Annotated in this window: 13 protein-coding genes and 1 riboswitch; of the genes, 5 read left to right on the top strand and 8 right to left on the bottom strand. The window is 62.8% G+C overall.

The genetic code is table 11. The annotated features are described in order from the left end of the window. Positions 1 to 72: 72 nt before the first annotated feature. Positions 73 to 765 carry an isochorismatase family cysteine hydrolase gene (locus tag VSR72_RS19170; protein ID WP_342953922.1) on the top strand — a complete coding sequence of 231 codons (693 nt, stop codon included), beginning with the start codon at positions 73 to 75 and terminating at the stop codon, positions 763 to 765. Between the two features lie 24 nt (positions 766 to 789). Here VSR72_RS19170 and VSR72_RS19165 read toward each other — a convergent pair whose 3' ends face one another. The 6 genes from VSR72_RS19165 to VSR72_RS19140 all read right to left on the bottom strand — a co-directional run bounded on the left by VSR72_RS19165 (position 790) and on the right by VSR72_RS19140 (position 6,290). Next, complete coding sequence (locus VSR72_RS19165; protein WP_342953921.1) at positions 790 to 1,632, bottom strand: ABC transporter ATP-binding protein; 843 nt, start codon at positions 1,630 to 1,632, stop codon at positions 790 to 792. Then, positions 1,629 to 2,486 carry an ABC transporter permease gene (locus VSR72_RS19160; RefSeq protein ID WP_342953920.1) on the bottom strand — a complete coding sequence of 286 codons (858 nt, stop codon included), beginning with the start codon at positions 2,484 to 2,486 and terminating at the stop codon, positions 1,629 to 1,631. Before VSR72_RS19160 ends, VSR72_RS19165 begins: the two co-directional genes overlap by 4 nt. Beyond that, positions 2,473 to 3,366 carry a hypothetical protein gene (locus VSR72_RS19155; protein ID WP_342953919.1) on the bottom strand — a complete coding sequence of 298 codons (894 nt, stop codon included), beginning with the start codon at positions 3,364 to 3,366 and terminating at the stop codon, positions 2,473 to 2,475. The genes VSR72_RS19160 and VSR72_RS19155 overlap by 14 nt, the downstream gene beginning before the upstream one ends. Positions 3,367 to 3,401: 35 nt before the next feature. After that, positions 3,402 to 4,187, bottom strand: coding sequence for a creatininase (locus VSR72_RS19150; RefSeq protein WP_342953918.1), 786 nt, complete (start codon positions 4,185 to 4,187; stop codon positions 3,402 to 3,404). A gap of 82 nt (positions 4,188 to 4,269) precedes the next feature. After that, positions 4,270 to 5,280, bottom strand: coding sequence for a fatty acid desaturase (locus VSR72_RS19145; protein ID WP_342953917.1), 1,011 nt, complete (start codon positions 5,278 to 5,280; stop codon positions 4,270 to 4,272). Between the two features lie 5 nt (positions 5,281 to 5,285). Next, complete coding sequence (locus tag VSR72_RS19140) at positions 5,286 to 6,290, bottom strand: ABC transporter substrate-binding protein (protein WP_342953916.1); 1,005 nt, start codon at positions 6,288 to 6,290, stop codon at positions 5,286 to 5,288. 57 nt (positions 6,291 to 6,347) lie between these two features. Beyond that, a riboswitch (guanidine-I (ykkC/yxkD leader) is annotated at positions 6,348 to 6,460 on the bottom strand. Positions 6,461 to 6,801: 341 nt separating this feature from the next. Here VSR72_RS19140 and VSR72_RS19135 point away from each other — a divergent pair. Then, positions 6,802 to 7,524 carry an SDR family NAD(P)-dependent oxidoreductase gene (locus VSR72_RS19135; RefSeq protein ID WP_342953915.1) on the top strand — a complete coding sequence of 241 codons (723 nt, stop codon included), beginning with the start codon at positions 6,802 to 6,804 and terminating at the stop codon, positions 7,522 to 7,524. 69 nt (positions 7,525 to 7,593) lie between these two features. On the opposite strand, the gene VSR72_RS19130 is transcribed toward VSR72_RS19135, so the two are convergent. Then, positions 7,594 to 8,406 carry a methyltransferase gene (locus VSR72_RS19130; protein ID WP_342953968.1) on the bottom strand — a complete coding sequence of 271 codons (813 nt, stop codon included), beginning with the start codon at positions 8,404 to 8,406 and terminating at the stop codon, positions 7,594 to 7,596. Positions 8,407 to 9,461: 1,055 nt separating this feature from the next. Next, positions 9,462 to 10,349, bottom strand: coding sequence for a LysR substrate-binding domain-containing protein (locus tag VSR72_RS19125; protein WP_342953914.1), 888 nt, complete (start codon positions 10,347 to 10,349; stop codon positions 9,462 to 9,464). 146 nt (positions 10,350 to 10,495) lie between these two features. On the opposite strand from VSR72_RS19125, the gene VSR72_RS19120 reads away from it, so the two are divergent. Genes VSR72_RS19120 through aroE form a run of 3 tightly spaced genes read left to right on the top strand, consistent with a single transcriptional unit; the run spans position 10,496 to position 13,141 of the window. Further along, complete coding sequence (locus VSR72_RS19120) at positions 10,496 to 11,269, top strand: SDR family NAD(P)-dependent oxidoreductase (RefSeq protein ID WP_342953913.1); 774 nt, start codon at positions 10,496 to 10,498, stop codon at positions 11,267 to 11,269. Between the two features lie 56 nt (positions 11,270 to 11,325). Next, positions 11,326 to 12,318 (top strand): D-glycerate dehydrogenase, encoded by a 993-nt coding sequence (locus tag VSR72_RS19115; protein WP_342953912.1) that lies wholly within the window; start codon positions 11,326 to 11,328, stop codon positions 12,316 to 12,318. Further along, the gene (aroE, locus tag VSR72_RS19110; protein WP_342953911.1) at positions 12,275 to 13,141 is read left to right on the top strand and encodes a shikimate dehydrogenase; all 867 of its coding nucleotides are present in this window, start codon (positions 12,275 to 12,277) and stop codon (positions 13,139 to 13,141) included. Before VSR72_RS19115 ends, aroE begins: the two co-directional genes overlap by 44 nt. The last annotated feature ends 72 nt before the right edge of the window (positions 13,142 to 13,213 follow it).

Here is a 13,213-nt window from a genome sequence, read left to right as displayed (position 1 = left end):
GCAGTTCGATGCCTGCGTGATCGCGCAATATTGTCGACCTACACTGAATGCCCGATCGTTACGTATGCAGCCATGAAGATCACCGCCCAGCCCTACGACTTTCCAATCTCCGGCGCGCTGTCGGTCGCGTCGACCGCGCTCGTCATCATCGACATGCAACGGGACTTTTGCGACCCGCGCGGTTACATGGGCGCACGCGGCGCCGATGTCGGACCTGCGCGCGCTATCGTGCCGCGCATTCAGCGCGTGCGTGAATGTGCGGCCGCGCTCGGCATGAAGATCGTGCACACGCGCGAAGGACATCGGCCCGACCTCTCGGACCTTCCCGAGAGCAAGCGCCTGAAGACCGCGCGCGCGGGCGCCGGAATCGGCAGTCGCGGCCCGCTCGGCAGGCTGCTGGTGCGTGGTGAAGCGGGCTGGCAGATCATCGACGAACTGAAGCCGCGCGAAAACGAAATCGTGGTCGACAAGCCCGGCACCGGCGCCTTTCACGCCACGGACCTGCATCACGTGCTAACGGTCTCCGGCATCTCGAGGCTGATCCTCACCGGCGTGACGACCGGCGTTTGCGTGACCGGCACGGCGCGCGAAGCGAGCGATCGCGGCTATGAGGTGCTCGTGCTCGAAGACTGCTGCGCCGAGCCGTGCGCGAGCGATCACGCCGACGCCATTCGCCTGCTGCGCATCGAGGGCGGATATCTCGCCGCCACCGCGCATTCGGACGACCTGCTTGCCGCGCTGGAGGCGTTTGCGCCGCACGCCTGAGCATGCGGCGCGCCGCTGCGCGGCTCAGGCCGCCGTGCGCGTCAGTTGCTCGAGCATGTCGAGGTCGGTCTTCATGCCCGAAGTCTCGCGAATGCGCGCCAGAATCTCGCGTTTGAGCGCATTGAATTCCGGGGCGAGCTTCATCTCCGGATTGCGCACGGCAGGCAACGGTACGTTGTAGATCGTGTCGATGCGCCCAGGCCGCGGAGCCATCAGCACGACGCGGCGGCCGAGGTAGATGGCTTCTTCCACGTCGTGCGTGACGAATACGATGGTGGACTTCTCCAGACCGTGCACGTGGAGAATCAGATCGTGCATGACCTCGCGGGTCTGTGCGTCGAGTGCGCCGAACGGCTCGTCCATCAACAGGATGGACGGCTTGCCCTGCAGCGCGCGCGCGATTGCCACGCGCTGCTGCATGCCGCCTGAGAGCTGGTTTGGAAACGCCTCGGCCACATGCGAGAGCCCCATCAGGCGCAGCAGCGCATCCGCGCGACCGCTCGCCACTTCCACCGCGCTCGAACTCAGGTTTCGCCGGTTGGTCTTGAGGCGCCGCGAAAACTGGATGTTCTGCCGAACCGTTAGCCACGGGTACAGGCTGTAGTGCTGGAACACCATCGCACGGTCTACGCCGGGGCCTTCAATGGCTTGCCCGTCTACGCGAACCGTGCCTTCGTCGACGGTTTCGAGGCCGCCGAGAATGCGCAGCAAGGTGGATTTGCCGCAACCCGAGGCTCCCACCAGCGTGACGAACTCGTTTTGCTGCACGTTGAGTTCGATACTGGCAAGCGCGCGCACCTGGTCGCTGCCGCGCCCAAAGTACTTGGATACGCGTTCGATGGAGATTGTCGAGGAAGCATTGATCATCGCTTGGCCATCCATTTTCCAAAACAGAGCCGGTGAACGAGCCGGAATGCCTGATCGATCAGGAGTCCGATGAGGCCGATCAGCAGAATGCCGCCAAATATGCGGTCGGTTTGCAAATAGCGTTGTGCCTTCAGAATCGCATAGCCGAGCCCTGAGTTGGCCGCCACGAGTTCAGCGACCACGAGATAGGTCCACGCCCATCCCATCGTGATGCGCAACGTGTCCAGGATGGCTGGACGCGACGACGGAAAGATCACGAGGCGGATCATCTCCTCCCGCGTTGCGCCCATTGTTTGCGCTGCTTCGATCTGCGTGATCGGCACCGCGCGCACATTCTCGGCGATCATCAGCACCATCTGGAAGAACGTGCCGATAAAGATAATCGCGACCTTCGATCCTTCGTCGATGCCGATCCACAGCATCACGAGCGGGATGAACGCCACCGCGGGCATGTAGCGGATGAAATCGGTCAGCGGCTCGAGCAATGCCTGCACCGGGCGAAACGTGCCGATCAACAGGCCAAGCGGCAGCGCGAACACGACCGAGAGCGCCCAGCCGCCCACCACGCGCAAGACGCTGATGCAGATATCGTCGGCGAGACCGTCGTCGGTCCACCAGCTGACGAGCCGGTGCACGACGGCGCCGGGCCCCGGCATAAAGGTCGGATCGACGAGCCCGGAGAGGGACAAGGCCCACCAGGCGAGAATCGGCACGATCAGACCCGTCAAGGCGAATCCGATATAGACGCGGCGGCTGATCTCGCCGCGCACGGACCACAGCGGCGCAGACCGGATCCTGGTCGCAGCGGGTAGGGCCCGCATTTCGCGAGCGCTCGCGTGTTCAGTCGTCGACATGATGGCTCCTTGAGTCGGTGGTTCCAGCGAATTCGGCAGCGTCGACGTTCGGTTCGAGACGGAAGGGCAACGTGCACCCCTCACGCCAGGGATGCGTCGACAGTGCAATGACAGGATTCATGCCAGGGGATGCTGCGACATGCCCGAGCGATATTTCGAAATCGAGCAGCGCGCGGGCCCGTTCGAGCGAGACAGCGGGGTCTGCGACGACCTGCGCCAGCGTGCGTCCGCGATGCTGCGCGAGCCACGCCGTCGCTTTCGAGGAACGCGCACGTGCGAACATAAAGAGGCCACCGGCGCGTGCCAGAAAGCCCATCGACTCTTCATCGTCCGCGTGCCCAAGGGCCGATCCGCCCTGCACTCCCGCAGCCAGCAACGCCGCACGCGGCAGGCGTGCCGCCCACGTCGGGCCTGCGGATTCCGGCTCGCGTTCCCAGCGCTCGTGATAGACAGCGTCCACGCCGTCTTCGAGCAGCACGTCGGGCGACTCGAAGCGCATCGTGCCGATATCGCGCGTGTCGGCTGGCGGGTTGAAGTCGATCTGCCGATGCCATGTGCAAACCTCGGGTACGCCCGGCGCGATCCCGGTGAAGCCCGCGAAGCCCTGCTGCCGCGCGAGTTCGACCAGCATGTCGCGCGGCAATATATCGAGGCCGTGTACGCCGTCGAAACCTGCGCGGTCCGCTCGCACGCGCAGGTCCACGTGTACACGAGCCGTTTGCAGCCAGAACACACGCGTTGTACGGTCTTCGTGCCCGCCTTCGTTGCGCAACAATGTGCGGCGCCACACGCCACGATAGCGCTGCGCAACACGATCGGCCGCAGCGGGCCGGTCGAGCCACGCGCTTGCCTCGACGACGCTTGCGTCTGTCTGATTCATCAGAGCAGTCATATCCGGCTCGCTCCCGTTTCAGGTCAGGACAGGTCCGAGAATTCCGCGCGCAACGCGGCGGCTACCCGCTCGGCCACCTCCTGCGCGAGCAATCCGCCCTTTTCGGCGCTCGCGCCTCGCGCCGACGAAAGCACACCGGAGAGCGGCACCCAGCCCGTGCGTGTCGGGTACGTGTCATAGGCGGGAAAGTCGGCGGGGGCTTCGTCGGGAATCTTGTCGGTCGAGACGAGGTCCGGGTGGTAATGCAGCATCATCGACGTTTCCATCACCGCTGCATGTTCGAGCGCAAAACCGGGGAAGCCTTCGGGAAACACCTTGGCGAGCGTCGGCCCGGTCAGGAAATCCCAGTACTCCAGCCGGACGACACGCAGCGGCGGCGTGCGCGTGCCATGTTGTGACAGGTCGCGCATGGCAAGCTCGATGCCTTCCGTGAGGAACCACTGGTTTTCGTAGTGCCCGTCGATCAACGCAAGCCGGCGCACACCATGCCGGGCAAACTCGCTGATCACGTCGCGCGTCATCTGGCTCAGGTTGTTGCCGTCGAGACTCGTCGTGCCGCAGAAGTGCTGCCCGCCTCCGCATTTCGGCTGCGAGCGATAGCCGTAATTGAATGCGGGCGCAACGATGCCACCAAGCTGGCGCGCAACGTCGAGCGCCACCGCGCTCGACAGGAGCGCGTCGGTGCCCAGCGGCAGATGCGGGCCATGCTGCTCGAGCGCGCCGCAAGGCAGCAGCACGATGGCCTCGTCGTCGAGAATGCGCCGTCGGTAGTCGACCCAGCTCAGATGCTGCATCAGGTGAGAATTCATTGAGCGATCCTGTGATCGGGTAACGCGTTCGTTGTCATAGAAGGGGCGCGACGATCCCGCGCGTCGCGCCGCCGCTGGCTAGTCAGACCGCAGTGAGAAACGACACCCCCACCGCGCCGTAAAAGTCGTCCACCTGCTTGCGCGTGATATCCATCGATCCATAGTCGGCCGAGAGCAGGCGCGTCACGCGATGCCGGTGAAAGCCGCGCAGCAGTCGCGACATCGGAATGATCTGGCTGGCGTCGTCACCGTACAGCTGCCGATGGGCCCGCGGCAGTCGGTACCACGGCTCGATGGGGCGGTCGTGATGCGCGTTGTGATACGAGAAGTTCAGCAGCAGCAGGTTGAGCGCCGGAAAGCGCACCGAGACGAGGTTCGAGTAGGTATTGCGTTGCTCGTAGACGCGGTCGCGCACCTTGTCGTCGGGAATCGCGACGTTGCCTTCCAGCACGGCGAATGCGTCGTAAGTGTGCTGATAGGCGTCCGCGAAGCGCAGGACCGTGAGGCAGATGAACCACGCCAGCATGTACAGCAGCAACGCCTTCAGCGATACCCAGCCGAGCACGCCGAAGAGCGCCGCGCGGATCAGCGTGACCACGACGACGCGCCCCCGTTGTGCGCGCTGGTCCGCGTGCAGGAACGGCATGACCATCACGTAGCCGTGCATCACGAGCTCGATGGCGGGCACATAGAGCCATTCGAGCAGCACGATGGCGCGGCGCAAGCTCGCGGGCAGCTTCAACAGGAACGCCTTGGCGTCGAAGGTCACGATGTCGGCCCGGTCGACGTGGTGGCGCATGTGCTTGTGCCGCAGTGCGCTGAACGGCGCATAGCAGGCGCCCGTCAGCCACGCCATGGCCGTACCAAGACGCGCGTTGGCCGCGGGCGTGCGAAAGAGCGCGAGGTGGGCGGCATCGTGCAGCAAATAGGCGCCGATGATCATCGCGTGCGCCAGCAGTACGACGCCGGCGGCCGCGACCCATACGACATGCGAGCACAGCATCACGACGCCGAGCGCATAACCGCCTAGCGCATAGGCAATAGCAACGCTATTGGGCACCAGCGCGTCCCGATAACGATAGATCGCGGCCATGGCGCTTACCTCGCGAGCTGGGTGACGAACTGCGCGTCGATCGTCTTTTCGGTCGGCGGCAGCGCACTGATCTGCCCTTTCTTGAGCAGCAGATTGCCGATCACCGCGCCGCTCGTGTAGTAGGACCGCGTGCTCGGCCCCTTCACGAAGCTCTGCGGCATCTCCGCCACGGGGATGTTGTAGACGCCGGCCATTTGCGCCTTCACGTCCGCTGGCGTGACGCCCAGCACCTTGGCGATGATCTTGTCGGCTTCGTCCGGGTGGCTCTTCATGTAGGCAAGGCCATCTGCGTAGGCTTGCAGAATGCCCTTCACTTCGGCCGGATGCGCGTCGATGAACGACTGGTCGAATACCAGCACGTCCGCGATCAGGCCCGGCGCATTGCGCGACGAGTAGACCACGTGAAACTTGCCCTTGCCTGAGTTGACGATCTGCGAGACGTTCGGCTCGTAGGTCACGCCGACCGGCAGGCTGCCGGAGAGCATCGCGCCCGGAATACCCTCCGGCGTCATGTTCACCGAGTGGATGTCCTTGTCGCTCAGGCCACTCGTTTGCAGCGCGTAACTGAGCAGGAAATCAGACGGCGAGAGCGGATTGAAGGCGACCTTCTTGCCCTTGAAGTCGGCCACCGACTTGATGTCTCCGGAGGCGACGATCGCGTCGGCGCCCGCGGAAAAATCGATGGGCAGCACAACCTTTTCGGAGAGCCCCTTGGCGACTGAGCCGACGACCTGATCGTACGTGAGCATTGCGCCGTTGACCGAATGGCTGGTCAGCGCGGCAGGCAGCAGGCCGGGATCGGTAAAGTACTGGAGTTTGACCGCGAGGCCGTATTTCTTGTAGAGATCCAGGGCTTCGGCAACGTAGAACGGCCCATAGCCGATCCAGACAACGGTGCCGATCTTGAGCGGCTCGGCTGCGTGCACGGTCGGCGAACCGAACAGTGCGGAAGCAACCAGAGTGCTGGCGACGGAGAGCGTGCGCAACGCTTTTTTCAAACCGGACGGCATACCTAAGGCTCCTGATCAAGAAGGGAAAATGGACACGGGAGGCGCGCAGTCTTGCGCATCTCCCGGGCTTTTATCCCTCCGTGGAGCCCCTTGAAGCTGGAGCCGGAAAACTCTCGGACCAGTCATCCGCATCGTGCATTTCGCGGACCGGAACCCTAGTTTTCCTGTCAATAGCTGAACTCAACGCTCATCCCGTGACAGCACCTGCCAAGCAGGAAGCTTGCCAGCTCATCGAAAATCTCCTGCCCACAGGGCTTTTGCATAGATTGCGTGACTTGAGCGTGGTGAGCGAGGTACGCATGATCGGTCGCTGCTGCCCAACGACGGTGCGCCATGCCCTCTTGATGGGACGTGACACGCGCCAGTGCTGAGCAAGGCGCACGAATCGCGCAAGCTGTCTCGAGCGCTGGTCGCCAAAAAAAAGCGAACCTAGAATCGGTCGCATCGCAACCTCAAACTACGGTTGATCATGCAACCTGCCGATTCATTCGACCCGGCGAACGATCGCGCCATGACGTGCCTCGTAACGGGCGCTGCAAGCGGCATCGGCCGTGCAATCGCTCTGGCATTTGCGCGTGAGCGGGCCCATGTGATCATCAACGACCTGCACCCCAGCGCGGCGCTCGACGCACTGTGCAGGGACATCGAAGTGCTGGGCGCGAGATGCACGATCGCCGCTGGAGATGTGGCCGACCCGGAGTGCGTCCGCAGTCTGTTCGCGGGCATCGTACGGCTCGACGTGCTCGTCAACAATGCGGGCATCCTGCAAGAGTCGCCAGTGACCGACCTCACCGACGCTGCGTGGGACAGAATGATCAAGGTGCATCTTTACGGCACGTTCCATTTTTCGCGTGAAGCGGTGCGGTTGATGAAGCCGCAGCGCCACGGCGCGATCGTCAATATTGCGTCCGACCTCGGCCAGCTCGGTTGCGAGAACCTCAGTCATTACAGTGCCGCAAAGGGTGGCGTCATCGCGTTCACGAAAAGCCTCGCGCGCGAGCTTGCGCCCCATGGCGTGCGAGTGAACGCGGTCGCGCCAGGGGGCGTGCTCACGCCGATGGTCGAAGCGCTCGGTGAGTCCTATATCGAGGAGGAAGCCGCGCGCTACCCGCTCAAGCGCCTCGGCATGCCTGATGAGATTGCCGAAGTCGTACGGTTCCTGAGTTCAGGCGCAGCGAGCTTCATGACGGGGCAGATTGTCGGCGTAAACGGCGGCGGCGTGATGAACGGTTGAGCGAACGCGCAGCACGCCAGATCGCGCGCGATCGACCGCACTGCCCCTTCACGTGGTCTGTACGCGAGGCTATTGCGCCTTAACAAATTTGAGCGTCATGCGATCCGATTCGCCGATCGCGGCGTAGCGTGCCTTATCGACGTCGCCGCCCTGGTAAGTCGGGGGAAGCGACCAGACGCCGTGCGGATAGTCTTTTGTATCCCGAGCGTTCGCGTTGATTTCACTGCGTCCAGCCAGCACGAAACCCGCTGCTTTCGCATGTTCGATTACGTAGTCTTCCGTTACGTAGCCGGTGTCGATCATTTGCTGCAAGGTTGTGCCCGAACTCGCTCGATGCTCCTCAACACCCAGTATTCCGCCGGGCTTGAGCGCGAGATAAAAGGCCCGGAAATTCGCGTCGATCTGACCGTCTTTCATCCAGTTGTGGATGTTGCGAAACGTGACAACACGATCAAATTGACCCTCTGCGCCGAAACCCGTGAATTCTCCTGCGCGCAACGTGCCGACCACGACATTGCCGAAAATGGCTGGCTGTCCTGCCAGCTTGCGCAAATAGGCCGCATCCGTTGGACGGTCCTCGTCCGCCAGCTCTGTAGACGTACTGATGTATTGCGCTTCGTAGAGATGCCCATGCCCGTGCAGATAGGGCGCGAGTATATCCGTGTACCATCCGCCGCCCGGCGCGATCTCCAGGACCGTCTGCGTCGAACTGATCTCGAAGAACTGCAATGTGGCCTGTGGATGCCGATAGACGTCTCGCGCCCTCGCCTTTTCGCTGCGCTGGGGGCCGTCGATGGCCGCAGTCAGCGCGGTCGCATCGAATGAGGAAGTATCCGGGTCGCGAGCAAGCGATGGTGAGGACGCCGTGCATCCTGCGGTCATCACCGCAGCGGATGCCGCGGCGATGGAAAGAACGAGCATTAACGAACACCTCAGCGGTGCCCGGAACTGGCGGATCTCAATCATAGCGATGTCGTCGTGTGGAGGTTGCCATACGATACAAGCTTTTAGAGACCCTTGGCGTCAAGCACGCCGGTCTTGCCGTTTCTTCAGATTGGCTACAGGTTCCGTTCAGTTAGGATCACAAAAGACTGCGCGTTGTGCCCCAATGTTGGGCGAACATCATTGTGGGTCTTCCGGGATCAGATAAACGGGAGCGCGAAAGACCCACACGTCGAGTGACTGATCTAGTGGCCGCTGTCGGGGTTGCACTTTGACTCATGGCCGCAGGTGGCCCATCTTGAGCGGGCTATTCCACTGGCGCTGGTGTCTCCCGGGACGCCGCCATACCCGGACGTGTCGGAAGGCTTTCCATTAGAGGCCGATTGACCCTCTTGTTGTCCTGAGGTGTCCTGGGCCTGCGCGCCGCCTGCAAATGCGAGAACGCCCAAAAGCGCTGCGGTGCTTACGAGAAATGTCGACTTCATGGCTTGACTCCTTCTTCAATACGCAATCAGGGACCCGTTTTTGCGACCGCTTTGACGTAGGCATGAGCGAAGCGACCGGCACGCGACAAATCAGTCGCTGCCGGCGATTCCGCTGGCTGCCGGAACCCGGTTGCGGGGACGTTATTCGTGACTTTCTACCGGGTGCAGGAGAATAGCTAACGCGGCATGTCCGCGGTTGGCGTTCGAGGTGACAGGGGCATCTGAAGAACGCCGGTGGGCCGATAAACCCGGTGCGCAAGAGAGAGCGCACGCTTTAACGATAGATCGTTTTCGAAAAAAAGATACCGCGTCTATTTGGATAAAGTGAGTGATGATTTGCCTTCACTGGATACCTGGCATAACAGAATGATGGTGCTACCTGGGCTGAATGAATCTCAGTTTTCAGTCACGTTCGTATTTATGCAACGCTTCTACCTGACTTGTTGCGCCACCGCCGACACCCATCGCATTGAAAGTGACTACGTAAAGCGGATGGTACGGGAGACTTCGTCAAAGACGTGTGCCGATGCAATCCAGCATCACGCCGAGTAGCGCTCGCTTCGCGGGATTGTCGAGGTCCGTATACGCGAGGCCAATGCCTGCCCGGTGATCTCGAAGATCGAGCGGACGGGCTACGACTTTCGGCGGCAACGCCATGGCCGCCTCGGCTGGAATCATCCCAATGCCCATGCCCGCCGCGACTAACGCCAGCATGGTCGTAAATTCGCCGAGTTCCTGAACAACATTGAGATCGGCGCCTTCGCGTTTCAACGCGACGAGCAATTCATCGTGAAAGCCAGGGGCGTATCGCCGCGCGAGCACGAACGCGGGACAACCTCGAAGATCCGCCGGTCGAATCAGCGCTTGTGCGGCCAGCGCATGGTCGTCTGGGAGTGCGACGACAAAGGGCTCTTCGAGAACGACACGAATTTCAAGCCCCGTACTCGCGACGGGCAGGCGAATCAGGCCGAAGTCGAGCTTGTTCTCATGGAGGGCCGCGATCTGGTCCGGCGTCGGCATGTCTTTCAGTTCGAGTGTCACGAGCGGGTAGCGCTCGTGCATGGTGCGAATGAGCGTTGGCAGAAGCTTCGGTAGCACCGACGACACGAAGGCGATCCGCAGCGTGCCGATTTCCCCGCGGGCCGACAGCCTGGCCGTCTGCTCGGCACGCATCGCCTGATGCAGGGTCGCGCGCGCCTCAGGAAGAAAGAGCCTGCCTGTTTCGCTCAGGGCAACCTTGTGACGGTCGCGTTCCAGCAAGCGAATTTCGAGTTCCTCTTCCAGCGCCTTGATCTGCATGCTCAACGCCGACTGCACGATGCACAGCCGCTGCGCGGCCCTGCCGAAATGCAGTTCCTCGGCGAGCACGACGAAGGCTCGCAGATGCTTCAGTTCCATGACCACTCCTGCTTGCGGGCGCGTCGTCCCGGTTATCACGAATCATGATAACAGTGTCATGAAAGACCATTGGCGCGATCGCAGCGCTTCGAGTGAACTATGCCTATCGGAGACAGCACACGTGCGCGTTGCAAGCGCCAGAAACCATGAACGAAGCATTGAAACTCTTCAGCCTGAACGGACGGCGCGCCCTGATCACAGGCTCCGGACGGGGCATCGGGCTGGCGCTGGCGCGCGGACTGGCGAGCGCCGGCGCGGCCGTCGTCATCAACGACCGCAACGAGCAGAAGGCAGCCACCGTTGCCGCGCAACTGCGCGATGACGGTCTCGACGCGGATATCGCGGTTTTTGATGTGACGAAACGCGAACAGGTGTCCGCCGCGATCGACGCCGTCGAAGCGCGCATCGGCGCGATCGATATTCTTGTGAACAATGCCGGTGTCCAGCGCAGGGCGCCGCTCGATGCCTTCGCGGCCGACGACTGGAGCGAACTGTTGCGCGTCAATCTCGACGGTGCGTTTCATGTGTCGCAAGCCGTTGCACGGCACATGCTGCCGCGCGGGCACGGGAAGATCATCAACATCTGTTCAGTGCAGGGCGAGTTGGCACGGCCCGGCATCGCGCCCTACGCGGCCTCAAAGGGTGCCATCCGCATGCTCACGCGGGGCATGTGCGCGGACTGGGCCAGTCGCGGCATTCAGGCCAATGCACTCGCACCTGGCTACTTTGAGACCGACCTCAACCGCGCGCTCATCGACGATCCCGACTTCTCCGGCTGGCTGTGCAAGCGCACGCCTGCGGGCCGCTGGGGTCGGGTCGAAGAACTGTGTGGCGCCGCCGTGTTCCTGGCGTCGCGGGCGTCGGACTTCGTCAATGGGCAGACGCTCTTTGTCGACGGCGGATTGACCAGCGTGGTCTGAATTTGCCGTGCACGCGATTCAGGAACAAGACCCCATTCGAAAAGAGGAACACGAGCATGGCAACACTGAGCAACACGCGCAGGAACGTCGTGGTTTTTCGCAAGATTCCAGACGACCTGCTCGAGCAAATCCAGCTTCGGCACGACGTGAGCGTTGCCGACCCGCGACGCGCCGATGAACTGCCCCGGTTTCGCGCACTGTTGCAGGACGCAGACGGGCTGATCGGTTCGAGCTTCAAACTCGGCGAGGAAGAACTGTCCCGGTCGCCGCGTTTGCAGGTGGTTTCGAGCATTTCAGTCGGCGTCGACAACTATGACCTCGCCTACCTCAAGCAGCGCGGCATCACCCTGTGCCACACTCCGGGCGTGTTGACCGAGACCACGGCGGACACCGTCTTCGCGCTGATCATCGCCACGTCGCGGCGGCTGGTCGAACTGTCGAACCATGTGCGCGATGGCCGATGGACACGCAACATCGGCGAAGACCTGTTCGGCTGGGACGTCCATGGCAAGACGCTCGGCGTGCTCGGCTTTGGCCGCATCGGTCAGGCGGTCGCACGGCGCGCAGCCCTCGGGTTTGGGATGCCGGTGGTGTTCCACGATCCTTTCGACGTGCAGGTGCCCGAAGCGCTTGCCGGGCGGGCGGTGCGCGCGTCGTTCGATGACGTGCTCAAGCGCGCGGACATCGTCGCGCTGACACTGCCCCTTTCCGATGAGACGCGCGGTCTGATGGACGCAACCGCGTTTTCGTCGATGAAGCCGGGCGCGATTTTCGTCAACGGTTCGCGTGGCGCGATCGTGTGCGAGGAGGCGCTTCTCGCCACTCTGAATAGCGGGCACCTGCGTGCTGCCGGACTCGACGTGTTCGCCGTCGAACCGCTTGCGCAGGATTCGCCGCTGCGCACGCATGCGAAGGTCACGCCCTTTCCGCACATCGGGTCGGCCACGCACGAGACGCGGCGCGCGATGGCCGAGCTAGCGACCCACAATCTGCTGCGCGTGCTCGATGGCGAAACGGCTATCTCCGCGTTCGATCTTTCAACGATATAAATCCACCATGCCTCATTCCATTCCGGCCCTGTGCGGCTCTCTCGCCGGCCAGCCGTTCACGTTCAACGTCAAGGTGCACAACGCCGCTTATCGGGTGCTCGGCGTGGACTACACGTTCGTCAGCTTCGGCGTCGAGGACATCGCGGGCGCGGTCAACGCGATGCGCACGCTCGGCATTCGCGGACTGAATGTCACGATGCCGCACAAACAGGCCGTCATGGCCCATCTCGATGCGCTCGATGAAACTGCACGCGCGATCGGTGCCGTGAACACCATCGACAATCGCGACGGGCGGCTCACCGGCTACAACACGGACTGCGAAGGCGCCGTGCGCGCGATCGAAGAGGCGACATCGTTGCCGGGCCGCCGCGTCGCGCTGCTCGGTGCCGGCGGGGCTGCCCGCGCGATCGCCTGGGGCCTGCAACGAGCAGGCGCACAGGTGACTATCTTCAATCGCACCGTGTCGCGTGGACAGGAACTGGCCAACGACTTTGGCCTCGCTTTCGGCGGCGATCTGGGAGCCTTCGATCCCGCCGGGTTCGATGGCGTGGTCAATGCGACGGCGGCCGGCTTCCGTGCGCCCGACGTCAATCCGTTGCATGCGCAACAGCTTGCACCGCATCTGTTCGTGATGGACGCAGCCTTTATCCCGGTGCGCACGAAGCTGATACGCGACGCCGCTGCCATCGGTTGCCGGGTGGTCGACGGGACGCGCATGCTGCTTCATCAATTCTGCGGACAGGTCGAACTGTACACAGGCAAGAAGGCCCCGATCGACGCGATGAGCGCCGCCCTGCTCGACGAGATCGCCCGGGTCGGCTAGCCCGGCCGCGTAGCCACAAAGCAGGACGACGGAGCCAGGGATTCAGCACCTTGCGTCAAGACAAGGGCGGAT

The sequence above is a fragment of the Paraburkholderia sp. JHI869 genome (assembly GCF_038900775.1).
Classification (GTDB): Bacteria; Pseudomonadota; Gammaproteobacteria; order Burkholderiales; family Burkholderiaceae; genus Paraburkholderia.
Note: the sequence above shows the minus strand (reverse complement) of the source record. Positions and strands in the feature narration are given on the sequence as shown.